Raw genomic sequence first — 23,650 nt, 5'->3', positions numbered from 1 at the left:
GAGTCGGCTCAGACCAGGCGGTCGATGAGCCCGGTGTCGACGTCGTACAGAAAGCCGCCGATGCCGATGCTGTCCGGGATGAGTGGGTGCGCCTGCACCTTGCGCACGTCGTCCTCCAGCGAGGCCCGCTGGTCCTCGACCACGTGGAAGCGCTGCCAGGACGCGTCCTGACCGGCCGAGGCGCCGACCTTCTCGCGCAGCTCCACCTCGGTGCTGGCGGCCATCGCGCAGCGGGTGTGCGGGACGACCAGGATCCGCTTCACGCCGAGCAGGTGCACCCCGAGCACCAGCGCCTCGAGCGCCGCCTCGGTGACCCGGCCGCCGGGGTTGCGGAAGATCTTGGCGTCGCCGTGCTCGAGCCCGAGCATCCGGAGCGGGTCGATGCGCGAGTCCATGCAGGTCACGATCGCCACCCCGGCGTGCGCGACGCCGTCGAAGCCACCCAGGTCGAAGTCGTCCGCGAAGCGCCGGTTGGCGGCGAGCAGGTCGTCGAAGTCAGCCACGGGCAGAAATCTAGCGCGCTCGGGTCGGCGGCGCCCAGCCCGTCCGCCGAACGGCCGCAATTGCGGCCGTCTGACATGGAATCGGCCGAGAAATGTGTCAATCGGCCGCAATTGCGGCGGTTCGGCATGGGTCGGGCTCGGCGGATGTGTCAGACGGCCGCAATTGCGGGCGTGTGACATGGAATCGGCGCGAAAACATGTCATACGGGCGCAATTGCGGCCGTTCGGCGCCCGCGTGCGGGGAGCTCCGGTCAGCCGGCGGCGCGGAGCAGGTCGGCGGGGGCGAGCCCGCGGGTGTGCGCGGTCCGGAAGAGGACCAGCGCGAGCACCGCGGCGATCACCGCGCAGACCGCGGCGCCGAGGAAGACGGCGTGCTCCTGGACGATGGCCGCCTCGGTGCCGGTGAGCCCCTCGGCCTGGGCGGCGTAGAAGCGGCGCAGCCCGATCGTGGTGAGGGCGGAGATCCCGACCAGCATCCCGATCATCCGGGCGACGACGACCAGGGCGGCGGCGACCCCGTGCACGGCGTCGGCGGTGCTGGCCAGCAGCGCCGCGTTGACGGGGGCGAGGGCCAGGCCGAAGCCGAAGCCGCACAGGAGCAGCGGGCCGTTCGCGGTCCAGCTCTCCAGCGCGGTCGCGTCCCACTGGGCCATGAACGTGAAGCCGACCGCGGAGCCGAGCATGCCGGCCGCCGTGATCACCCCGGCGGGCACGGTGCGGGTGAGGTAGCCGCCGACGACGGCGCCGACCGGCAGCGCGACCAGGAACCGGACCAGCACCAGCGCCGCGAGCAGCTGCGACTCCCGGTACGTCGTGGTGCGGGCGTAGATCGGGATGTCGATCAGGGCCGCGATCAGGGCGGAGCCCACGAAGAAGCTGACGACCAGCGACCCCCAGGCCGGCACGGCGGAGACCGAGCCGCGCGGCACGAGCGGGGCGGGGGAGTGCCGCAGGTGCCAGGCGAAGCCGGCCGCGGCGATCGCCGAGCCGAGCAGGTACCACGGCCCCTGCGGGGAGAACACCTGCACCTCGGCGTCGGCGGTCGCGAAGGCCAGGATGATCCCGCCGAGAGCGGCCGCCAGCAGCAGCGCGCCGACGAGGTCCGCCTCGCGCAGGTGGGCGAGCCAGCTGCGCAGGTCCACCAGCGGTCTCCGGGCGAACAGGCTGCGCAGCAGCAGCACCAGCCCGGCACCGATCGCGGTCACCCCGATCGGGGTCAGCCAGCGACCGTCGCCGACGTACGGCACGAAGAGCTGGCCCCACGTCAGGTCCCGCTGCAGTACGCCGGGGCGCACCATCGTCGTCGTCGCGGCGACCAGCAGCACGAGCGCGGCGGCGAGGCCGAGCCAGTCCGGGCGGCCCCGGGAGCGCCCCGGCGGGGGCTCGTCCGGCGCGGGGGCCAGCTGGTGGATCGCCGCGGCCAGCACCAGCCCGACGGCCAGGTTGATCGCGAAGATCGCGCGCCAGTCGGCCAGCGCCAGCACCGCCGCGCCGAACAGCGGCCCGATCACGCTTCCCAGCTCCTGGACGGCCGAGACGATGCCGAGCGGGACCCCGCGCCGCTCGACCGGGTAGAGGTCGGCCACCAGCGCCAGAGTCGCCGGCACCAGGCCGCCGCCGCCGACGCCCTGCAGGAAGCGGCCGGTGACCATCGACGGCAGGTCGTAGGCGAGTGCGGTGATCAGGGAGCCGATGGCGAACACCAGCAGCGAGGCGACCAGCACCGGCACCCGGCCGCGCAGGTCCGCGATCCGCCCGATCAGGGGCAGCATCGCGACGTAGCCGAGCAGGAACCCGGACACGATCGGGGCGGCGCGCTGCAGCTCGGTGACCGGGATCCCGACCGAGCCCATCAGCTCGGGCAGCGCCAGCACCACGACGTAGGTGTCGGCGGCGGCGAACGCGACCGCCACGGCTGCCAGCGTCAGCAGCGCCCGCGTCGCGCCGCGCACCCCCGGGGTCGAGGTCACGGTGCGGAGATTTCCTGCTCCGTGCCGTAGTCGTCGACGTCGAGGGTGTAGGTGACGTCCCCGGCACCGGGGTAGAACTCCCCGGTCAGCACGGCCTGCCGCAGCTCGCCCTCGGAGGTGATCGTGTACGTCGCGTCGAAGTCGCCGGTGGCCGAGGGGATCACCACCGAGACCAGCTCGGCGGGCAGGGTGCCGGTGTACTCGGTGAGGATCTCCTCGTTGTTCGTGCCGCCGCGGACCTCCTCGCCCTTGGCCAGGTCCTCGGTGGAGACCAGCAGGTCGGAGAAGCCGCCCTCGGTGGCCATCAGCACGGCCGGGTCGGGGGCTCCGTAGTCGGCCGGGTCGGCCTCCTGGAAGGTCGGGCTGAGGAACTTGATCCAGACCTTGCCGTCGGTGGCCACGACGTCGACGTCCGCGGTCACCCCGGAGATGGACGCGGTGATCGTGCCCTCGAAGGCAGGCGGGTGGATGCCCACCCCCTCGGCGCTGCTGACTCCCTGGACGCTGTTCGGGAGGTCGGCGGTGGACAGGCGGAGCTGGACGCCGGAGGTCTCGTCGAGGGTGGTCTTGGCGAGCTCCATCGCCTCCTGCGGGTCCTCCTGCTCGCTGGTGGCGCCGTCGCTGCCGGTGCACCCGGCGGTGGTCAGGGCGAGCGCCAGCAGGGCGGCGGGAAGGAGTCGGATCCGCATGCGGTCAGCCTCCCACACGGCTGGTCGGGTCGAGCGGCCCTTCGGCCGACCCCCCAGGCCCGGCGACGCCGGCCACCTGGTGCGCCACGGGACCGGCGCAGGCGACGATCGGCTGCGGGGCCGGGGTCCCCGAGCCGTCCCGGCGGCCGGTGGCCGGCGGCAGCTCCACGGGGGCGCCGCTGGCCGCGGCGGCCCGGGCGGGCGCGGGCCCGGCCCACCCGAGGACCAGCGTGTCCTCGCCGCGCAGGAAGCGGTGGCAGCGCACGCCGCCGGTGCCGCGACCCTTGGTGGGGTACTCGGTGAACGGCGTGACCTTCACCGCACCGGACTCGGTGCCGGGCAGCGCGGTGGAGCTGCCCGACACGGTGACCACCACGGCCCCGTCGGGTGCGTCGGGTTCGAAGGCTCCGAACCAGACCACGCCGGCGCCGGCGCCGAGCCGGACCCCGGCGATGCCGCCACCGGACCGCCCCTGGGGACGGACCTGGTCGGCGCCGAAGTGCAGCAGCTGGCCCTCGGTGGTGATGAAGCACAGCTGCTCGGTGCCGCTGGCCAGCTCGACGGCGCCCACGACCTCGTCGCCGTCCTTGAGCGTGACCACCTCCCACTCGTCCCGGCTGGGCACGTCGGGGTTGACCCGCTTCACCACGCCCTGCCGGGTGCCGAGCGCCAGGCCGGGGCCGTCGGTGCCCAGCGACGTGAGCGCCAGGGCCCGCTCGCCGGGGCCCAGGGCCAGGAACTCGCTCAGCGGCAGGGCGCCGGCCAGGTGCGGGTCGTTGGCCGTGGCCGGAAGCGCCGGCAGGTCGATGACACCCAGCCGCAGCACCCGGCCACGGCTGGTCAGCACCCCGATGTCGCCCCGCGCCGTGCTGCGCACCGCCGAGACCACGACGTCGTGCTTGGCCCGGGCCTCGCCCGCGCCGGGCGGCTCGGCGTCGCTGCTGCGGGCGAGCAGCCCGCTGGAGGAGAGGTACACGAAGCACGGGTCGTCGGCGACCTCGAGCGGCGCCGCCGCGGTCACCTGGGTGCCCGCGGACTCCAGCAGCACCGTACGGCGCGGGGTGCCGTAGGTCCGGGCCACCTCGGCGAGCTCGTCGGAGACCACCTTCCGCAGCATCGCCTCGTCGGCGAGGATCGCGTCCAGCTCCTCGATGGTGCGGCGCAGCTCCTCGGCCTCCTTCTCCAGCTCGATGCGGCTGAACCTCGTCAGCCGACGCAGCGGCATGTCGAGGATGTAGTCGGTCTGCACCTCGGTCAGGTCGAAGATCCCCATCAGCCGCTCCTTGGCGGCGCCCGCGTTGTCGGAGGAGCGGATCACCTGGATCACCTCGTCGATGTCGAGGATCGCGACCAGCAGCCCGTCGACGAGGTGCAGCCGGTCCGCGGCCTTGCCGCGGCGGAACACCGAGCGACGCCGGACGACGTCGAGCCGGTGCCCCAGGAACACCTCGAGCAGCTCCTTCAGGCCCAGCGTCCGCGGCTGGCCGTCGACCAGGGCGACGGTGTTGATGCCGAACGAGTCCTCGAGCGGGGTCTGCTTGTACAGCTGCTCGAGCAGGGCCTCGGGGTGGATCCCGTTCTTGACCTCGATCACCAGGCGCAGGCCCTTCTCCCGGTCGGTGAGGTCCTTGACGTCGGAGATCCCCTGCAGCTTCTTGGCCTGGACGAGGGTCTTGATCCGCTCGACCACCTTCTCGGTGCCCACGCCGTACGGCAGCTCGGTGACGACGATGCCCTTGCGGCGGGGGGTGACGTTCTCGACCCGGGCCGTGGCCCGCATCCGGAAGCTGCCCCGACCGGTCTCGTAGGCGTCGCGGATGCCGTCCAGGCCGACGATCTTGCCGCCGGTGGGCAGGTCCGGGCCGGGGATGAACCGCATCAGGTCGTCGACGCCCGCCCGGGGGTGCTTGATCAGGTGCCGCAGTGCCTGGACCACCTCGACCAGGTTGTGCGGCGCGATGTTGGTGGCCATGCCGACCGCGATGCCGGTGGTGCCGTTGACGATGAGGTTCGGGATCGCGGCCGGCAGCACCGACGGCTCGACCTCGCGGCTGTCGTAGTTCGGCTTGAAGTCGACTGTGTCCTCGTCGATGGAGGCGGTCATCGCCACCGCGGGCGGCGCCATCCGACACTCGGTGTAGCGCATCGCGGCCGGGGAGTCGTCCGGGGAGCCGAAGTTCCCGTGCCCGTCGACGAACGGGAGCCGCATCGACCAGGGCTGCGCCATCCGCACCAGGGCGTCGTAGATCGCGCTGTCGCCGTGCGGGTGCAGCCGGCCCATGACCTCGCCGACCACCCGGGCGCTCTTCACGTGGCCCCGGTCCGGGCGCAGCCCCATGTCGTTCATCGTGTGCAGGATCCGGCGCTGGACGGGCTTGAGGCCGTCCCGGGCGTCGGGCAGCGCCCGGGAGTAGATCACCGAGTAGGCGTACTCCAGGAAGGAGGCGCGCATCTCGTCGCCGACGTCGATGTCGAGGATGTGCTCCTCGAAGTCTTCGGGCAGGGGAGGCTGGGAGGTACGACGGGCCATGGGCGCATTCTCCCCAATGCCGGCCGGGCTTCGACGACGGGCACGCCGGTGGCGGCACACGCTCCACCGCCGGACCGCTAGATTTCGGGGGTGAGCACCTCCGGCAGCGAGATCCGCACGCCCCCCAGGCACTGGGAGGCCGACGTGCTGCTGCTCGACGGCCGCGCCGCCCACGTGCGGCCGATCCGGCCCGACGACGCGGAGCGGCTGGTGACGTTCTACGGCCGGGTGTCCGACCAGTCGAAGTACTACCGCTTCTTCTCGCCGATGCCGAACCTCTCGGAGCGCGACGTGGCCCGGTTCACCCAGGTCGACCACGCCAACCGGGTGGCGTTCGTGATGCTGGTCGCCGACCAGATGATCGGGGTCGGCCGCTACGACGTGGTGGGCGCGGGGGAGGCCGAGATCGCCTTCCTGGTCGAGGACCGGCACCACGGCCGGGGCGTGGCCCAGATCCTGCTCGAGCACCTGGCCCAGGCCGGTCGCGAGCAGGGCATCGAGAAGTTCGTCGCGGACGTGCTGCCCGACAACCGCCGGATGATCACCACGTTCAAGGACGCCGGCTACCACGTGGCCGGGGGCTTCGAGGACGGCGTGATGAGCCTGGAGTTCCCGATCGACCCCAACGTGACCGCGATGGGGGTCATGGAGCACCGCGAGCACCGGGCCGAGTCGGTCTCGATCTCGAACTTCTTCAACGCCCGGTCGGTGGCGGTGATCGGCGCCAGCCGGCGCCAGGACACGATCGGCCAGGCGCTGGTCCGGAACCTGGTCATGGGCGACTACACGGGCCGCGTCTACGCCGTGAACCCCTCCTCGGAGGCGGTCTCAGGGCTGCCGGCCTACGAGTCGGTCAACGACATCCCCGACCAGGTCGACGTCGCGATCGTGGCGGTGCCGGCCAGCTCGGTCCAGGACGTCGTGCTGGACTGCGCCGCCAAGGGCGTCCACGGGCTGGTCGTCATCTCCTCCGGCTTCGCCGAGACCGGCGAGGAGGGGCGCCGCCGTCAGCGACGGCTGGTGGGACTGGCCCGCTCGTACGGCCTGCGGCTGATCGGCCCGAACTGCCTCGGCGTGATCAACACCGACCCCGACGTCTCCCTCAACGCCTCGCTGTCCCCGTTGATGCCGGCGCGGGGCCGGGCCGGCTTCTTCTGCCAGTCCGGCGCGCTCGGCTCGGCCATCCTGGAGAAGGTCAACAACCGGGGCCTGGGCCTCTCGACGTTCGTCAGCGCCGGCAACCGGGCCGACGTGTCCGGCAACGACCTGCTGCAGTACTGGGAGGAGGACGCCTCGACCGAGGTGGTCCTGCTCTACCTGGAGTCGATCGGCAACCCGCGGAAGTTCTCCCGCATCGCCCGCCGGGTCTCCCGGCGCAAGCCGATCGTCGCGGTCCGGTCCGGGCGCACCACCCAGGGCGTCCCCATGGGGCACGCGGTCCGGACCCTCTCCGCGCCCCAGCACGCCGTCGACGCGATGTTCCGTCAGGCCGGGGTGATCCAGGTGGACACCCTCGAGGAGATGTTCGACGTCGCGCAGCTGCTCGCCCACCAGCCCCTGCCACGCGGCCGGCGGGTGGCGGTCGTGGGCAACTCCGACGCGCTGGGGCTGCTCGCGGCCGACGCCGCGGCCGCGGTGGGGCTGGTGGTCTCGACCTCGGTGCCGCTGGGTGCCGAGGCGACGGCCGAGGACTTCGAGGACGCCCTCGACCGGGCGATCGACGACCCCGAGGTGGACTCGGTGGTGGCGGTCTACATCCCGCCGCTGAACGTGACCGGCGAGGAGGTCGCCAACGTGCTGGCGGCCGTGGGGGAGCAGTCCGACAAGCCGCTCGTCTCGACGTTCCTGGGGGCCGAGGGGGTGCCGGAGCTGCTGCGGGTCCCCGACGTGGCCGGCTCCACCGCCGGCCGGGGCTCGGTCCCCTCCTACCCGGCCGTGGAGGCCGCCGTCCGGGCCCTCGCCCGGGTCGTGGAGTACGCCGTGTGGCTGCGGACCCCGGACGCCGGGACCGCCGAGCCGGTGGAGGTGGACACGCTGGCCGCCAAGAGGATCATCAACGGCGTGCTGATGGACGCCCCGGGAGGCCGGGACCTGGCCTTCGAGGAGCTGCACGCGCTGCTCACGGCCTACGGCATCGACCTGTGGGCCGAGCGCTCGGTGGACGACGTCGAGACCGCCGTCGCGGTCGGCTCGGACCTGGGCTGGAACGTCGTCCTCAAGGCGACCGCCGAGCACCTGCGGCACCGCCCGGACCAGGCGCACGTGTGGCGCAACATCGACAACGAGGCCGAGATGAGGGACGCCTGGGAGACCCTCTCGGCGCTCATCGACGACCCCGCCACCGCCGGCTTCGTGGTGCAGCGCAACGCGCCTCCGGGCGTGCCGGTCGCGGTCGGCGCGCTCGAGGACCCGCTCTTCGGACCGGTGGTCTCCTTCGGCATCGGCGGTCCGCTCACCGACCTGCTCGGGGATCGCGCCTACCGGATCCCGCCACTCACCGAGCACGACGCCCGCGCGATGACCCGCGAGATCAAGAGCTCGCCCATGCTGTTCGGCTACCGCGGCAGCGAGGTCGTCGACGTGGACCGGGTCGAGGAGCTGATCCTGCTGGTCTCGCGGCTCAAGAACGACTTCCCCCAGCTGCGGGAGGTCGACCTCTCCCTGGTGCTGGCGGGCAAGAGCTCGGCCACCGTGCTGACCGCCTCGGGATGCGTGGAGCCCGTCGACGACCCCCGCTCGGACTGGTTCGTGCGCCGGCTCAACAAGCACCCCGGCGACACGATGCCGGACCCCTGATCCCGCGTGCGAGACTGACCGCATGCGCAACCGTGGACTGACCGGATCCTCCGACGTGGCCGGTGCCCTCCGGGCGGCCATCGAGCGGACCGGCTACTACCCCGAGGTGGTGACCGACGGGGTGTCCACGGCGGTGGCGGGGGAGCACGTGGTGTCGTGGTACGTCCACCACGAGCCGACCATCGAGCTCGACGAGGTGCGCCGACACATCACGGTGGTGGTGCTGACGCCGAGTCGGCTGATCCTCACCCACACCGACGAGCACGCCGGGGACGACCTGCTGCCGCACCCCTACACCTCCACCTCCAGCGAGGCGATCGCCCTGTCCGCGGTCCGCTCGGTCGTGGTGACCCGGATGGTGGCCAACCCGACCTCCGGTCCCCAGCCCCCGGCCGAGGCGGTGCTCACGGTCGGCTGGGGCGGCGTCGGCCGGATCGACCTCGAGCCGGCCGGCTGCGCCGACGCCGACTGCGAGGCCGACCACGGCTACACCGGCATGATCGCCTCCGACGACTTCTCGATCCGGGTCTCGGCCGCGGCGGAGGGTGACGACGCGGTGGGCTCGCTGCTCGGGTTCGCCGAGGAGCTGTCGGCCGCCACCCAGGGCGCCGCCCCGAGATGACGGCCAGCTTCGTCGAGCCGGCCTACGGTGACCGCTCGCTCGGCGACGTGGTGCCGGCGGTGGCGCGCGCCCTGGGATCCGACCACCCGACCTCCGGCTCGGGCCTGGTGCTGCCCGAGGCCCCGGCGTACGTCGTGTTCCTGGTCGACGGTCTCGGCCACGAGCTGCTGGCCCGCTACGCCCACGCCGCGCCGTACCTCTCCTCGCTGGCCGGCTCCGCGGGCACCTCGGGTGTGCCGTCCACGACCGCGACCTCCCTCACCTCGCTCGGCACCGGCCTCGACCCGGGGCAGCACGGCCTGGTCGGCTTCACCGCCCGGATCCCCGGCACCGACCAGCTGCTCAACCACCTGTGGTGGGACAAGGACGTCGACCCCCGGGAGTGGCAGCCGCACCCGACGGCGTTCGACGCCCTCGCGGCGGCCGGCGTCCACGTGACGGCCGTCAACAAGCGCGAGTTCGCCGACTCCGGGCTCACCCGGGCCGGGCACCGCGGCGCCGCGTTCGTCGGCGCGGACAAGGTGGGGGAGCGGATCGCGGCCGTCGAGCGGGCGGTGGCGCAGCGACCGTCCCTGACCTACGTCTACGACGGCGACCTCGACTGGACCGGGCACCGGTACGGCGTGGCCTCGGCCGCCTGGCTGCAGCAGCTGGCGATGATCGACGCCGAGGCCGAGCAGATGCGCGAGTCGCTGCCGGCCGCGGTGCGGATGCTGGTGGTGGCCGACCACGGCATGGTCGACAGCCCTCCGGAGTCGCGGATCGACGTGGACGACGAGCCGGACCTGCGGCACGGGGTCTCGCTCCTCGGCGGGGAGGCCCGGTTCCGGCACCTGTACTGCCGGCTGGGTGCCATCGACGACGTGGCCGCGACCTGGCGGCAGGTGCTGGGCGACCGTGCGACCGTGCTCACCCGCGACCAGGCCGCCGAGCGTGGCTGGTTCGGCTCCCTGGCCCCCGCGGTGCGCCCCCGGATCGGCGACGTCGTGGTGGCCTGCCACGACGACCACGCCGTGCTCTCCACACGGGACTTCCCCTACGAGGGGCGGCTGATCGGGCTGCACGGGTCCCTGACGGCCGACGAGATGCGGATCCCGATCCTGCTCGACTGAGCTCAGCCGAAGGGCAGCGGCTCCGGCGCCAGCGACACGGCCTTGGCGCGCTCGGCGGTCAGCCGCCGCCGGTGGTGCTGACGGCACAGCACCTCGTAGGCGACCCTGGCCGGCTCCGGGTCGGCCTCCTCGGCGACGTCGCCGACCACGACCACGTCGCCGTCGGTGACCATCACGCCGTTCTCGGTCCGGGCGTTGTGGGTGGCCCGCTTCCCGCACCAGCACAGGGCCTCCACCTGCAGCACGTTCATCCGGTCCGCCAGCTCCACCAGCCGGGCACTGCCCGGGAAGAGCGAGGAGCGGAAGTCGGTGAGGATGCCGAAGGCGAAGACGTCGATCTGCAGCTCGTCGACGACCTTGGCGAGCTGGTCGATCTGCGCGGCGGAGTAGAACTGGGCCTCGTCGCAGATCAGGTAGTCGATCCGCCCGCCCTGGGTCAGCGAGTCCACGACGTACTTCCAGAAGTCGAACCCGTCCGGCACCTCGATGGCCTCGTGGGTCAGGCCCAGCCGGGAGGAGAGGGTGGCGGTGCCGGCCCGGTCGTGGGTGGTGAAGATCCGGCCGACCCGGCCGCGGGCCGCGTGGTTGTGGTTGGTCTGCAGCGCCAGCGTGCTCTTGCCCGAGTCCATCGTGCCGGTGAAGAAGTGAAGTTCAGCCACGGGACGGGATCCTGTCATGGGGCGGGCAGGGTCCCGTGGAGCACCCCGGTAGCGTCGGGCCCATGGAATTCAGGTACCTCGGGCACAGCGGGCTCAAGATCTCGGAGATCACCTACGGCAACTGGCTGACCCACGGGTCGCAGGTCGAGAACGACGTCGCGACGCAGTGCGTCCGTGCCGCCCTGGACGCCGGGATCACCACCTACGACACCGCCGACGCCTACGCCAACACCCAGGCCGAGACCGTCCTCGGGGAGGCGCTGCGCGGCGAGCGGCGGGAGTCCCTCGAGATCTTCACGAAGGTCTACTGGCCCACCGGACCCCGGGGCCACAACGACAGCGGGCTGTCGCGCAAGCACATCATGGAGTCGATCAACGGGTCCCTGACCCGGCTCGGCACCGACTACGTCGACCTCTACCAGGCGCACCGCTACGACACCGAGACGCCGCTGGAGGAGACCATGCAGGCCTTCGCCGACGTGGTCCGCTCCGGGAAGGCGCACTACATCGGGGTCAGCGAGTGGACCGCGGACCAGATCCGGGCCGGTGCCGCGATGGCCCGCGAGCTCGGGTTCCCACTGATCTCCAGCCAGCCGCAGTACTCCATGCTCTGGCGCGTGATCGAGGACGAGGTGGTCCCGACCTGTGCCGAGCTCGGCCTCTCGCAGATCGTCTGGTCGCCGATCGCCCAGGGCGTGCTCTCGGGCAAGTACCTGCCCGGCCAGGCCCCACCGGCCGGGTCCCGCGCCACCGACGAGAAGGGCGGCGCGGACATGATCAAGCGGTTCATGGACGACGACGTGCTGACCCGGGTCCAGGACCTGAAGCCGGTCGCCGAGTCGCTCGACCTGACCATGGCGCAGCTGGCCGTGGCCTGGGTGCTGCAGAACGACAACGTCGCCGCCGCCCTCGTCGGTGCCTCCCGGCCCGAGCAGGTGGCTGAGAACGTCGCGGCGGCGGGCGTGCGGATCCCCGAGGAGGCGATGACCAGGATCGACGAGGTCCTCGGCGACCTCCCGGTCAGGGACACCGGCAAGACCGCCGAGAACGCCCCCACAACCCGCCCGTCGTGAGCAGCGGCCCGCTCGTCGGGGCCGCCGACCTGGTCGCCGAGCTCGGTGACGGCACCGACTCCTCGGCCCCCACCGTCCTCGACGTGCGGTGGCGGCTGGGCGGACCGGCCGGCCCGGAGGAGTTCGCCCGCGGCCACGTGCCGGGAGCCCGGTACGTCGACCTCGAGTCGGCGCTGGCCGGCTCCGGTCACGGGGCCGGTGGCGGGGCTGGGGCCGGCGGCCGGCACCCGCTGCCGGATCCGGAGACCTTCCAGGCCGCGATGCGGGCGGCCGGGGTCGAGGACCACCGGCCGGTCGTCGTGTACGACGACTGGTCGGGCCTGGCGGCCGCGAGGGCGTGGTGGCTGCTCCGGCACCACGGCCACGACGACGTCCGACTCCTCGACGGCGGCTGGCCGGCCTGGCAGCGGGCCGGCGGCGCGGTCGAGACGGGAGCCGACCCCGACGCAGCCCCGGCAGGGGGTTTCACCGCGCGCCCCGGCCGGATGCCGGTGGTCGACGCGGAGGGCGTGCCGGCCGTCGCCGAGGGCGGGAGGTTGCTCGACGCCCGGGCTCCCGAGCGGTTCCGCGGCGAGACCGAGCCGGTCGACCCGGTGCCCGGGCACATCCCGGGTGCGGTCAACCTGCCGGCCACCGCGACGCTCGCCGAGGACGGCACGCTGCGCCCCGCCCAGGAGATCCGGCGGCTGGCCGAGCAGGCGGGCACCTCCGGGAAGGAGGTCGCGGCGTACTGCGGCTCCGGCGTCACGGCCGCGCACCTGGTGCTGGCACTCGAGGTGGCCGGCATCCGGGCCGCCCTCTACCCGGGCTCGTGGAGCGGTTGGATCAGCGACCCCACCCGGCCGGTGGCGCGCGGCGACTCCCCGGGCGGGGCATAGTCGCGACGGTCCGGGTGTTGTGCGGGTCGTGCACCCCGTCACCCCGAATGGCCCGACCAGCTCGATCAGCTCGACCGACGAGCCGTGGCCGACCGTGGTCGTGGGCGCCGGGCAGGCCGGCCTGTCGACCTCCCGGCACCTGGCCAGGCGGGCGGTCCGGCACGTCGTCCTCGACGCGGAGAGCTCCCCGGGCGGCGCCTGGCAGCACCGCCCGCGCAGCATGCGGATGGCCGACGTGCACGGCGTCGCCCAGCTCCCCGACCTGGCCCTGCCGGCCCTCGACCCGGCCACCCCCGCCCGGGAGGCGATCCCGGCGTACTTCGCCGACTACGAGGAGCGGTTCGCGCTCCCGGTCCTGCGACCGGTCCGGGTCAGCAGGGTCGAGGAGTCCGAGGGCGGCCTGCTGCGGGTGGTCACCGGGGACGGCCGCGCACTGCTCACCCGGACCCTGGTCAGCGCCGCCGGCACCTGGAGCCGTCCGTTCGTCCCCGCGGTCCCGGGGGCCGGGGACTTCCTCGGCGAGCAGATGCACAGCTCCGGCTACGACGGGCCGGAGCGGTTCGCCGGTCGCCGGGTCCTCGTCGTCGGCGGGGGCACCTCCGCGGTGCAGATCCTCGGGGAGATCGGCACCACCGCCGACACGCTGTGGGTCACCCGCCGCCCACCGCTGTGGCGGGCGGGCGGCTTCGGTGCCGCGGACGGACGGGCGGCGGTGGCGCTGGTCGCCGACCGGGTGCGGGCCGGCCGGCCGCCGGGCAGCGTCGTCAGCGTCACCGGACTCTCGCTGCGGGAGCAGGAGCAGGACGCGGCCCGTGCGGGCGCGTTCGAGCGCCTGCCGCTGTTCGACCGGATCGTGCCCGACGGGGTGGTGTGGGCCGACGGCCGGCGCGAGCGGGTCGACGTCATCGTCTGGGCGACCGGCTTCCGGCCCGAGGTCGGCCACCTCGCGCCGCTCCGCCTGCGCGGTGCCGGCGGCGGGATCGCGATGGACGGCACCACGGTGCGGGCCGACCCCCGGCTCCAACTGGTGGGCTACGGACCCTCCGCGTCGACGATCGGCGCCAACCGGGCCGGCCGGCAGGCCGCGATCGCGGTCCGTCGGTTCCTGGCCGGGCTCGACGAGGCGCACGGGACCGACCAGGCAGACGGGGCCGACGGTACGGGGACGACGCTCTCGGCGTGAGCCTCAGCTCACCAGTGGATGCCCTTGAACAGCTTGGCCAGCAGCACCTGCTCGCTCTCGCGCTTGCCAGTGCCGGTCTCGGGGCCGCGGGCGGCGGCGGAGTCCGGGAAGACGTGGTAGGCCATGTTCAGCACCCGGAACGCCGCCTTGGGGGCGACCGTGTGCGCCACCGCGCCGGCGTTGCCCAGCAGGGTGTTCAGCTCGTGCGGCCGCTCGATCATCGCCTTGAGCACCACGTCGGCCGCCTGCGCCGGCGAGATCGTGGGGAACTTGTCGTAGAGCTTGGTCGGGGCGATCATCGGCGTCGCGACCAGGGGCATGTGCACGGTGGTGAAGGTGACGCCGTCGCCGACGACCTCTGAGGAGACCACGTTGCTCCACGCGTCCAGCGCGGCCTTCGAGGCGACGTACGCCGAGAACCGCGGCGGGCTCGTCTGCACCCCGATCGAGCTGATGTTCACGATGTGCGTGCGCCTCTGCTCGCGCATCCGCGGCATCAGACCGAGCATCAGGCGGATCGCGCCGAAGTAGTTCAGCTGCATGGTCCGCTCGAAGTCGTGGAACCGGTCCTGGCTGAGCTTCAGCGAGCGCCGGATCGAGCGGCCCGCGTTGTTCACGAGGTAGTCGATCGAGGGCAGCTCGGCGGTGAGCCGCTCGCACAGGGTGTCGATCGCGGCGAGGTCCGAGAGATCGCACGGGAAGACGTGCGCCTGACCGCCACGCATCTCGATCGTGAGCCTCAGGTCCTCCAGCTTGTCCTTGCCCCGGGCCACCAGCACCGGGATCCCCCCGGCCTGGGAGACCTTGAGGGCGGTCACCTGACCGATGCCCGACGAGGCGCCGGTGATCACGACGTACCGGCCCTCGAGGGCCTTGCGGGCGGCGGCGTCGCGCGCGGTCGCCTGGTCGAGGTTCTCCTCCCAGTAGTTCCAGAGGATCCGGGCGTAGGACTCGAGGACCGGGACCGCGATGCCGGAGCCGGCCAGGGCCTGCTCGGTGCGCTGGGAGTCGAAGCGCGGCACGAAGCCCGTGTGCGCGAGCACCTCCGGCGGGATGCCGGCCCGGCCCACGGTCTGGCCGAGGGCGAGCTGGGCGGGCGCCGAGGCGATCGCCTTCGCGACCAGCCCGCCCGGCCGCAACCCGCGCGGGACCAGGCCGAACGGCGCGGAGGTCACCCGCCGGTCGATGGGGGTCGCGAACTGCGGGGCACCGGCCGCGGCGCAGAACGCGTTGATCATCTCGACCACGGACTGCGGCTCGGGGTTGACGAGGTGGAAGGCCTCGCCGTCCCGGCCCGGCGCGTGGGCGAGGTGGTCCATCGCCTTCGCGACGTAGTCGACCGGCACCACGTTGGTGTCGCCGAGGTCGAGCCCGACGAGCGGCAGCCACGACGGCAGGGAGTCGCGCAGCCGCTTGAGCACCGGGAAGAAGTAGTAGGGCCCGTCGACCTTGTCCATCGTGCCGGTCTCGGAGTCACCGACCACGATCGCGGGTCGGTACACCCGCCACGGCACCCCGCACTCCTCCCGGACGATCCGCTCGGACTCGAACTTCGTGCGGTGGTACGGCGAGGGCAGGTGCTGGCCCTGGTCGAACATGGTCTCGTCGAAGACGCCGTCGTACTCGCCGGCGGCCGCGACCGAGGAGACCTGGTGGAAGCACCCGGCCTCCAGGGCCTCGGCCAGCCCGATCGCGTGCCGGGTGCCGTCGACGTTCATGGCGTCGTTGGTGGCGTCGTCCGCGGTCATGTCGTAGATCGCGGCCAGGTGGAAGAAGTGGTCGATCGACCCTCGGTGGCCCGCGAGCCACTCCGGGTCGACGCCCAGGCTCTGCGCGCCCAGGTCGCCGACGACCGGGATCACCCGATCGCTGCCCCAGCGCTGGACCAGCCGCTCCATGCGGGCGAGCGAGCCCTGGCGGACCAGGACGTAGATCTCACCCTCGCGGTGGTCGAGCAGCTCGCTGACCAGAAAGCGGCCGATGAAGCCGGTGGCACCGGTGACGAAGTAGGACATGCCCGGAGACTAGTGCGACCGGGTCGGGTTGCGACACAGGTCCCGACCGGCGGGTCCGCCCGGGCCCGGTGTCCTGTCAGTCCGTTCAGTCGGAGCGGCCGCCGCCGAACATGATCTCGTCCCAGCTCGGCACCGAGGCGCGACCCTTCTTCCGGGCCCGCTTCGTCGGCGCCGGCTCGGCCTCCTGCTCGGGCTCCGGGTCGGCGTCGGCGGCGTCATCGGCGGAGGCGGCGGGAGCGGTGGGTGTGGTCGGCTCGTGCCGGTGCGCCGGCTCGTCGGCCAACGGCTCGGGGGTCGGAGAGAGCCCGGCGTCCTCGGCGTCGTCGGGCGCGTGACCCGCGTCCTCGCGCACCCGCGCGGCCGCCTCGCTGAGGTCGACGGTGGCGGCATCCGGGTCCGGTGGGGCGTCGTTGGCGAGCTCGATCGCGTCGTCGCCGAGCGGCAGCTCGTCCTCCGGCACCGCGCTGAGCCGCCGCTGCCGGACCCGCCTGAGCTCGTCCCGCTGCTCCCGGGGCGGCGCCTCCTCCACCGCGTCCCCGACCAGCCAGCGGGCGTCGTCGTCGTCGGTGGTGACGTAGTTGCCGGGGGCGTCGTAGGTGAACGTCGCGGTCCCGGTCCTGGGCCCGGTGGCGTACCCGGCGCGCAGCGTCCACCGGCCGTCCTCGCGCCGCCAGGCATCCCAGGACACGACGTCGGCGGAGATGTTGTGGCCGCCCAGCTGCGCGGCCACCGCATCGCCGAGGGTGCGGACGCCGGAGTCGCCGGTGGACCGGCGGCGGACCGAGGAGCGCTGGGCGCGCTGCGCCACGTGGGCCCGCTCGGCCAGCACCGGGTTGGCGTAGGGGAGGATCCGGTCGACCGTCGTCTGGGCCGCCTCCGCGACCGCCTCGGGACACTCCCCGGAGCGGATCCGGGCCTGGATGTCGCGGGGGCGCAGCGTGCTTTCCATCTGAATCTCCAACTGGCCGAGGCGTGCATGCTCGCCGCGCAGCGCGGCACGGAGCCGGGCGTCGATGTCGAGGGTGAAGCTCTCACCCGCGTCGTTGACCAGCAGGAGCCGCTTGCCGTCATCGCTCAGCCCTGCGAGCGTGAGGTGCAGCATCCCTGTCGGTCCCGTCATCTCGTGCCTCTCCGGTGTGTGGTCGAGCCTACGTCAGCCTCGGCGGGCCGGGGTGCACCGCGAACGGCGCGCCTTCGGAGCCGGTAGCCTCCCCGCCATGCTGTCGTCCGGGTCCTCCGTGTCGATCCTGGTGGTCCTGGACCTGCTGGGGATCTTCGTGTTCGCGATCTCGGGCGCGCTGGTGGCGGTGCGCAAGGGCCTGGACCTCTTCGGCGTGCTCGTGCTGGCCGGCACGACCGGACTGGGCGGCGGGTTCCTCCGCGACGTGCTGATCGACGCCACGCCGCCGGCCGCCCTCACCGACTGGCGCTACCTGCTGGTGCCGACGGCGGCCGGGCTGCTGACGTTCGCCCAGCACCCCCGGGTCGGGCGCCTCGAGCCGGCGGTCAACGTGTTCGACGCCTTCGGGCTGGCGCTGTTCTGCGTCACCGGCGCGGTGAAGGCGGTGGAGTACGGGCTCGGGCCGGCGCCGGCGGCGCTGATGGGGATGGCGACCGGGATCGGCGGCGGCGTGCTCCGGGACCTGCTGGCCGGCCGGGTCCCGGTGATCTTCCGCGGCACCCTGTACGCCACCCCGGCGCTGGCCGGGGCGACGGTCGCCGCCGTGCTGCACACCCTCGACCAGCCCCTCTGGCTGACCGCGCTGTGCGGCGGGCTCCTGTGCCTGGGCTGGCGGCTGCTCGCGATCGTGCGGAACTGGCAGGCGCCGATGCCGCGGGGACCGGCCTCGGTCTAGTTCGCTCAGGTCGCCAGACGCTCAGCCGAGGACCCGGCGCAGGTGGTCGTTGTCGAAGACCCGCTGCGGGTCCAGCCGGTCGCGCACCGAGGCGAACTCCGCCCAGCGCGGGTACGCCGCGGCCAGGTCGCTCGCGGTGCGGCTGTGCAGCTTGCCCCAGTGCGGCCGGCCACCGGCGGCGACCAGGACCCTCTCGACCTGGCCGAAGTAGTCCCGGTGATCGGCGGCGGCGTTGACGTGGAAGGCGAGGTACATCGACTCCCGGCCCGACGACGTCCCCAGCACGAGGTCGTCGGCGGGGGTGTGCCGGACCTCCACCGGGAACCCGATCCGCCAGTCGTTGCGCTCGACGAGACGCCGGACCTCGGCCAGGACGGCCAGGCCGTCCGCCCGGGGCACGGCGTACTCCATCTCCTTGAACCGGACCCGCCGCGGGGACGTGAAGACCCGGTGCGGCACGTCGCTGTAGCGCCGCTCCGAGAGCAGGCGACCCGCCAACCGGTTGAAGCGCGGGACCAGCCCCGGCGCCCGGTTGCCGACGGCGTTGAGGGCGCCGAACGCGGTGTTGGCCACCAGCTCGTCGTCGACCCAGCGCCGCAGCCGGCCGAGTGGCTCGGCCTCGCCCGGCTCGAGGTCGAGCCGGTCGTCGGTCTTCACGAGCACGGCGTCGGTATGCGGGAACCAGTACAGGTCGGTGTGGTGGTGGCCGGCGGTGAGGTCGTCGTACGCCGCCAGCGCGTCGGCCCAGCGCATCGGGCGCTCGTGGGCCTCGAGGACCCCGAGCGGCTCGACGTCGAACCGGAGCCGGGTGAGGATGCCGAGCGCACCCAGGCCGAGGCGGGCCGCGGCGAACACCTCCGGCTCGGTGTCCCGGTCCGCCCAGAGCACGGTGCCGTCCCCGGTCACCAGCTCCAGCCCGGACACCTGGGCGGACAGCGACGCCGCGACGCCCCCGGTGCCGTGGGTGCCGGTGCTGGTGGCCCCGGCCAGGGTCTGCTCGGCGATGTCGCCCATGTTGTGCAGGCTGAGCCCGAGCCGCTCCAGGTCGGCGTTGAACCGGTGCAGCGGGGTGCCGGCCAGGGCGGTCACGGTCATCGCCGACCGGTCGACGTCGACCACGCCGGAGAGCCGGTCGGGCCGGAGCATGAGGTCCTCCGGCGCCGAGATCGCGGTGAAGCTGTGACCGGTGCCGACCATCTTCACTGTCCCGCCCCGCTCCGCCGCGGCGCGCACCGCGGCCACCACGTCGGCGGTCCCGGTCGGGGTCCGCACCGCGCGCGGCGCGGAGGCGGCGGTGCCGGACCAGTTGCGCCAGGCGGGCCCGGTGCCGGGCGGGTGCGGGCTCATGCTCGGGTCGCCACGACGTGGCGCGGCTCGGTCGCGGGGATCCGGGCCGCCCACACCGCGGCGGCGCCGAGCAGCCCGGCGGCGGCCGCCACGAGGTAGGCGGGCGAGGCGCCCCGGGCATCGATGACGATGCCGGCCAGCGCCGCGCCGGGGGCGACACCGATCGCCATCCCGGTGTGCAGGATCGCCATGCCCTCGGTGAGCCGGGCCGGCGGCACCACTCGCTCCATGGTGGAGAGGGTGGCGATGAGGGTCGGCGAGATGGCGACCCCGCCGAGCAGCAGCAGGAGCGCCATGACCGCCAGCGAGTCGACGAGGTAGAGGGGCAGCATGGTCAGCGCCAGCGCGAGGATGCCCCACCGGACCCGGACCTCCGGGCCGCGTCGCCAGGCGACGGCGCCGGTGACCAGGCCGGCGACCAGGCTGCCCACGGCCCACAGGCCGAGCAGCGGGCCGGCCAGCTGCTTGGCGCCGCGCTCCTCGGTGAACGCCACCGTCACCACCTCGGTCGCGCCGAACACGATGCCCAGGGAGAGGCAGACCACCGCGAGCGGCGCCACGGTCCGCCACGGCAACGGGGCCCGCGGCCCGTCCCCGCGCCGCCGCCGGTGCGCGGGCGGCTCGGTGCCCCGCTGGAGGGAGAGTGCCATCGTGCCGAGGAACCCGCAGGCGAGCGCGGTCACCAGGCCGGCCACGGGGTGCCAGCTCGTGGCCAGGAACGTGACCAGCGTCGGGCCGAGCACGAAGAGCGCCTCGTCGACCACGCCCTCGAAGGCGTAGGCGGTCTGCACCGAGGTGGCGTCGTCCAGGACGTGCGACCACCGGGCCCGCACGCACGACCCGACCTGTGGGAAGGAGCCGCCGGCCACGGCGGCCAGGGCGTGGACGGCCAGGGACGGTGCGCCCACCTCGACGGCCCAGATCATCAGGGCCAGCGCGACCGTGAACACGGTCTGGGCGGCCGGGAGCACCGGCCACTGGCCGTACCGATCGACCAGGCGGCCGTGCAGGATCGCGAACGCCGCGTTCGCCAGCAGGTACGCCGAGGCGACGGTCCCGGCGAGCGCGTAGGACCCGGACCGCTCCGAGACCAGCAGCACGATGCCCAGGCCGACCATGGAGATGGGCAGCCGACCGACGAAGCCGGCCAGGCTGAACGGCCAGGCGCCGGGGACCGTGAGCACACGGCGGTAGGTCGAGAACACGCACCAGTTCTACCCCCTCCGGCCGGCGTTCCTAGGATGGGGACATGCATCCGGACCCGCGCCCCTACGACGCCGTGCTCCTGGTCTCCTTCGGGGGCCCCGAGAAGCCGGACGACGTGGTCCCGTTCCTGGAGAACGTCACCCGCGGGCGGGGGATCCCCAAGGAGCGCCTCGAGGAGGTCGGCCGGCACTACTTCGACTTCGGTGGCCGCTCGCCGATCAACGACCAGAACCGCGCCTTCCTGGCCGCCCTGCGCGAGGACCTGGCCAGCAACGGGGTCGACCTGCCTGTCTACTGGGGCAACCGGAACTGGGATCCCTACCTCGCCGACGTCCTGAAGCAGATGACCGCGGACGGCATCGAGCGGGCCGCCTGCTTCGTCACCTCGGCGTACTCGTCGTACAGCGGCTGCCGGCAGTACCGAGAGAACCTCGCCGACGCGGTCGGCGGCCTGGACGGTGCCCCGCGGCTGGACAAGCTGCGGCACTACTTCAACCACCCGGGCTTCGTGGACGCGATGGTCGACGCCACCCTGGCGGCGCTGGCCGACCTGGGCGAGGGGGGCCGGGAGACCGCGGACCTGGTCTTCGTGACGCACTCGATCCCGACCGCCATGAACGACGCCAGCGGCCCCGAGGGCGGCGCGTACGTCGCGCAGCACCGCAGCCTGGCCGAGGAGATCGTCGAGCGGGTCCGTCTCGAGACCGGCCACCGGCACCGGCACGAGCTGGTGTTCTGCTCGCGGTCGGGGCCACCGCAGGTGCCCTGGCTGGAGCCGGACGTCAACGACCACCTCGAGGCGCGCGCGGAGGCCGGTCGCCCGCCGGTGGTGGTGGTGCCGATCGGCTTCGTCTCCGACCACATGGAGGTGGTCTACGACCTCGACACCGAGGCCGCGGCCACCGCGGAGCGGCTCGGCATGCGCTTCGTCCGGGCCGCCACGGCCGGCGTCGACCCCCGCTTCGTGCGGGTGGTGCGCGACCTGCTGCTGGAGCGCGCCGCGGTCGAGCGCGGCGAGGACGTGGCGCGCGCGGTCGAGGGGAGCCTGCCCGCGAGCTGGGACGTGTGCCCGGCCGGCTGCTGCCCGAACCCGCGCGGCGATCGTCCGGCCCTCGCGGGGTCGGACGCGTGAGCGACGCCGAGCTCCTGGACCTGGCTCGGACCGTGGCGGGGGAGGCGGCCGCCCTGGTGCGGGCGCGGCGGGCCGCCGGCGTCACCGTGGCCGCGACCAAGTCCAGCCCGGTCGACGTGGTCACCGAGGCGGACCGGGCCTGCGAGGAGCTGATCCGCGAGCGGGTGCTCGCCGCCCGACCGGGCGACGGCTTCCTGGGGGAGGAGGGCGAGGAGCTGGTCGGCACCTCCGGCGTCACGTGGGTCGTCGACCCGATCGACGGCACGGTCAACTTCCTCTACGGGATCCCGCAGTACGCCGTGAGCATCGCCGCCGAGCGGGACGGCGCGGCGGTGGCCGGGGTGGTGGTCGACGTCGCCTCCGGTGTCGAGTACCACGCCACCCGGTGCGGCGGTGCCTGGCGGGACGGCACCCGGCTCGGGGTCCGCGCCCCGGCACCCACCTCGGAGCGTCTGGTGCTGACCGGGTTCAACTACGAGGCTCACGTCCGGGAGGTCCAGGCGGCCGCGGTGGCCCGGCTCCTCCCGCAGGTGCGCGACATCCGCCGCCTGGGATCGTGCGCGCTGGACCTGTGCCACGTGGCCGAGGGCAGTGCCGACGCCTACGTCGAGGAGGGCGTCTCACCGTGGGACCACGCCGCCGGGGGCCTGGTCGCGCGCGAGGCCGGGGCCCGGACCGAGCTGTCCGTGGGGCGCGGCGGGAAGACGGCTCTGCTGTGCGCTCCCGGGCACGGATTCACCGAGTTCCGGACGCTCGTGACCGAATGCGGGTTCCTCGCCCGACCCGCCGGGGAATAGTCCACCCCCGCTCGTCGTTGCTGGCGACACGTCGTGTCTAATGCGCGTGCACACGCGCTGCCTTTGGTGCACAATCTGGCGCCGGGACGGGCACGCGGGTGAGCACACGACTGGCCGCGATTTCGCGGAGGAGAGGGACTGGAGAACCTGATGGCGACCGATTACGACGCACCTCGCAAGACCGAAGAGGACCAGAGCGAGGAGAGCATCGAGGAGCTCAAGGCGCGCCGCCACGACAAGAACTCCGGGAAGGTCGACGAGGACGAGACCGAGGCCGCCGAGTCGTTCGAGCTGCCCGGGGCCGACCTGTCGCACGAGGAGCTCGCGGTCGAGGTGAAGCCGCGTCAGGAGGACGAGTTCACGTGCATGAGCTGCTTCCTGGTGCACCACCGCAGCCAGCTCGCCGACGAGAAGAAGCTCATCTGCAAGGACTGCATCTGAGCCTGGGTCAGCTGGTGGGCGCGTCCGCGAGGGCGGCGCTCTGGCCGTCCCGCTGGAGGTCCGGGGGCAGGTGCCCCGTCGACTTCGCGTAGTAGTTCGCGGCGCGCCGGGTGGCCAGCATCCGCGCGATCGCGATGAGGGTGCCGCTCGCGGCGGCCCACGCGACGGCCTCCCAGATCTCCACGTCGGGGTCCGCGGGGTTGGCCGGCGGGTTCTTGCCGGTCGCCGCCCGCCACGAGGTGTTCAGCGCCTTCTTGGCGATGGCGGCGCTGCCGAGGGCGGCGCCGAGCGAGAAGACGGACCAGACCTTGGAGCCGGATGCCATCGAGAGCCTCCTACGGGGTTGGGTACCGCACCACCCTAGCCCCCGGTCACCACCGAGGTGAGCGCCGCCGCGAGCCGCTCGGGGTGACGGGTGGCCAGGAGCCAGTACGGCGCGGGGTCGGCGGGGTCCTCGACGGGGACCCGCACCGACCGCTTGAGGTAGGGCCGCAGCAGCAGGTAGGCCCGGGCGTCGGCCTCGACACCGGCGGCCCGGCGGGTCTGCTCGGCGTCGAGGGCCACGGCCGGACCGAGCAGTCCGACCGGGATCCGCGCCGGTCCCGCCCGGAGCTCCCCGTCGGCCACCACGATCCGGGCCCGGCCGTAGGCGACGAACCCGGCGCCGACCACGGCGGCGGCGACGGCGGTGACGACGGTCGCCGCGGCGGCCGGCAGGGCGACCGCGACCGCCAGCCACAGGCTGGCCACCATCATCGTGCCCTGCACCCACCAGCGCAGCGGCACGGTCAGGCGTTCGACGTAGTCCACGGTGCCAAGCCTGACACCAGGCTCGGAGACC

The 23,650-nt window shown here is 73.5% G+C and carries 21 protein-coding genes; 10 read left to right on the top strand and 11 right to left on the bottom strand.

The features are described from left to right. Positions 1–8: 8 nt before the first annotated feature. From IE331_RS08420 to IE331_RS08405, 4 genes are all read right to left on the bottom strand, one after another. Positions 9–503 (bottom strand): beta-class carbonic anhydrase, encoded by a 495-nt coding sequence (locus tag IE331_RS08420; protein ID WP_201931460.1) that lies wholly within the window; start codon positions 501–503, stop codon positions 9–11. 251 nt (positions 504–754) lie between these two features. After that, positions 755–2,473 (bottom strand): MFS transporter, encoded by a 1,719-nt coding sequence (locus tag IE331_RS08415; RefSeq protein WP_201931458.1) that lies wholly within the window; start codon positions 2,471–2,473, stop codon positions 755–757. After that, positions 2,470–3,162 (bottom strand): LppX_LprAFG lipoprotein, encoded by a 693-nt coding sequence (locus IE331_RS08410; RefSeq protein WP_192142491.1) that lies wholly within the window; start codon positions 3,160–3,162, stop codon positions 2,470–2,472. Before IE331_RS08410 ends, IE331_RS08415 begins: the two co-directional genes overlap by 4 nt. A 4-nt stretch (positions 3,163–3,166) precedes the next feature. Further along, entirely contained in the window at positions 3,167–5,692 is a 2,526-nt protein-coding gene (locus tag IE331_RS08405; protein WP_192142484.1) for a DNA gyrase/topoisomerase IV subunit A, read from the bottom strand. A 90-nt stretch (positions 5,693–5,782) separates the two neighbouring features. Between IE331_RS08405 and IE331_RS08400 the strand changes: the two genes are divergently transcribed. The 3 genes from IE331_RS08400 to IE331_RS08390 are packed head-to-tail and all read left to right on the top strand — an operon-like array spanning position 5,783 to position 10,222. Continuing rightward, positions 5,783–8,488, top strand: a complete 2,706-nt coding sequence (locus IE331_RS08400) for a bifunctional acetate--CoA ligase family protein/GNAT family N-acetyltransferase (RefSeq protein ID WP_201931456.1) — start codon at positions 5,783–5,785, stop codon at positions 8,486–8,488. A 22-nt stretch (positions 8,489–8,510) separates the two neighbouring features. After that, a complete protein-coding gene (locus IE331_RS08395) occupies positions 8,511–9,110 on the top strand; it encodes a DUF5998 family protein (RefSeq protein ID WP_192142482.1) in 600 nt (199 codons plus the stop codon). Beyond that, complete coding sequence (locus tag IE331_RS08390) at positions 9,107–10,222, top strand: alkaline phosphatase family protein (RefSeq protein ID WP_192142480.1); 1,116 nt, start codon at positions 9,107–9,109, stop codon at positions 10,220–10,222. The genes IE331_RS08395 and IE331_RS08390 overlap by 4 nt, the downstream gene beginning before the upstream one ends. A gap of 2 nt (positions 10,223–10,224) precedes the next feature. Here the strand turns inward: IE331_RS08390 and IE331_RS08385 are convergent, their stop codons facing one another. After that, positions 10,225–10,881 (bottom strand): thymidine kinase, encoded by a 657-nt coding sequence (locus IE331_RS08385; protein ID WP_192142478.1) that lies wholly within the window; start codon positions 10,879–10,881, stop codon positions 10,225–10,227. A 62-nt stretch (positions 10,882–10,943) separates the two neighbouring features. Here IE331_RS08385 and IE331_RS08380 point away from each other — a divergent pair, with 62 nt between their 5' ends. From IE331_RS08380 to IE331_RS08370, 3 genes are read left to right on the top strand one after another with little or no spacing between them, the layout of a single operon-like run. Continuing rightward, the gene (locus IE331_RS08380; protein ID WP_192142476.1) at positions 10,944–11,954 is read left to right on the top strand and encodes an aldo/keto reductase family protein; all 1,011 of its coding nucleotides are present in this window, start codon (positions 10,944–10,946) and stop codon (positions 11,952–11,954) included. Next, positions 11,951–12,832 carry a sulfurtransferase gene (locus IE331_RS08375; RefSeq protein WP_192142474.1) on the top strand — a complete coding sequence of 294 codons (882 nt, stop codon included), beginning with the start codon at positions 11,951–11,953 and terminating at the stop codon, positions 12,830–12,832. Before IE331_RS08380 ends, IE331_RS08375 begins: the two co-directional genes overlap by 4 nt. Positions 12,833–12,860: 28 nt before the next feature. Continuing rightward, positions 12,861–14,015, top strand: coding sequence for an NAD(P)-binding domain-containing protein (locus tag IE331_RS08370; RefSeq protein ID WP_201931454.1), 1,155 nt, complete (start codon positions 12,861–12,863; stop codon positions 14,013–14,015). Positions 14,016–14,023: 8 nt separating this feature from the next. Here the strand turns inward: IE331_RS08370 and IE331_RS08365 are convergent, their stop codons facing one another. Both IE331_RS08365 and sepH read right to left on the bottom strand, forming a co-directional pair. Further along, positions 14,024–16,030, bottom strand: a complete 2,007-nt coding sequence (locus IE331_RS08365; RefSeq protein WP_192142472.1) for an SDR family oxidoreductase — start codon at positions 16,028–16,030, stop codon at positions 14,024–14,026. Between the two features lie 85 nt (positions 16,031–16,115). Then, positions 16,116–17,150: a septation protein SepH gene (sepH, locus tag IE331_RS08360; protein ID WP_192142470.1), complete on the bottom strand. Its 1,035-nt coding sequence runs from the start codon at positions 17,148–17,150 to the stop codon at positions 16,116–16,118. A 97-nt stretch (positions 17,151–17,247) separates the two neighbouring features. Between sepH and IE331_RS08355 the strand changes: the two genes are divergently transcribed. Continuing rightward, entirely contained in the window at positions 17,248–17,886 is a 639-nt protein-coding gene (locus tag IE331_RS08355) for a trimeric intracellular cation channel family protein (protein WP_192142468.1), read from the top strand. Between the two features lie 21 nt (positions 17,887–17,907). Here the strand turns inward: IE331_RS08355 and IE331_RS08350 are convergent, their stop codons facing one another. Beyond that, positions 17,908–19,233 carry a D-arabinono-1,4-lactone oxidase gene (locus IE331_RS08350; protein ID WP_192142466.1) on the bottom strand — a complete coding sequence of 442 codons (1,326 nt, stop codon included), beginning with the start codon at positions 19,231–19,233 and terminating at the stop codon, positions 17,908–17,910. Continuing rightward, positions 19,230–20,438, bottom strand: a complete 1,209-nt coding sequence (locus IE331_RS08345; RefSeq protein WP_192142463.1) for an MFS transporter — start codon at positions 20,436–20,438, stop codon at positions 19,230–19,232. Before IE331_RS08345 ends, IE331_RS08350 begins: the two co-directional genes overlap by 4 nt. Before the next feature lie 44 nt (positions 20,439–20,482). Between IE331_RS08345 and IE331_RS08340 the strand changes: the two genes are divergently transcribed. The 3 genes from IE331_RS08340 (at position 20,483) to IE331_RS08330 (ending at position 22,809) form a co-directional block, all read left to right on the top strand. After that, complete coding sequence (locus IE331_RS08340; RefSeq protein WP_192142461.1) at positions 20,483–21,571, top strand: ferrochelatase; 1,089 nt, start codon at positions 20,483–20,485, stop codon at positions 21,569–21,571. Beyond that, complete coding sequence (locus tag IE331_RS08335; RefSeq protein ID WP_192142460.1) at positions 21,568–22,368, top strand: inositol monophosphatase family protein; 801 nt, start codon at positions 21,568–21,570, stop codon at positions 22,366–22,368. The genes IE331_RS08340 and IE331_RS08335 overlap by 4 nt, the downstream gene beginning before the upstream one ends. Positions 22,369–22,518: 150 nt before the next feature. Further along, on the top strand, positions 22,519–22,809 hold the full coding sequence (locus IE331_RS08330) for a DUF4193 domain-containing protein (protein ID WP_192142459.1): 291 nt from the start codon (positions 22,519–22,521) through the stop codon (positions 22,807–22,809). A gap of 7 nt (positions 22,810–22,816) precedes the next feature. Here IE331_RS08330 and IE331_RS08325 read toward each other — a convergent pair whose 3' ends face one another. After that, positions 22,817–23,134, bottom strand: coding sequence for a DUF4235 domain-containing protein (locus IE331_RS08325; protein ID WP_192142458.1), 318 nt, complete (start codon positions 23,132–23,134; stop codon positions 22,817–22,819). A 35-nt stretch (positions 23,135–23,169) separates the two neighbouring features. Then, positions 23,170–23,619 (bottom strand): DUF3093 domain-containing protein, encoded by a 450-nt coding sequence (locus tag IE331_RS08320; protein WP_201931452.1) that lies wholly within the window; start codon positions 23,617–23,619, stop codon positions 23,170–23,172. Positions 23,620–23,650: the final 31 nt, after the last annotated feature.

Origin of the sequence: Nocardioides donggukensis (assembly GCF_014842875.1) — a bacterium.
GTDB classification, from domain to species: Bacteria; Actinomycetota; Actinomycetes; order Propionibacteriales; family Nocardioidaceae; genus Nocardioides; species Nocardioides donggukensis.
The sequence above is the reverse complement of the archived record's forward strand: the minus strand, read 5'-3'. Positions and strand labels throughout refer to the sequence as shown.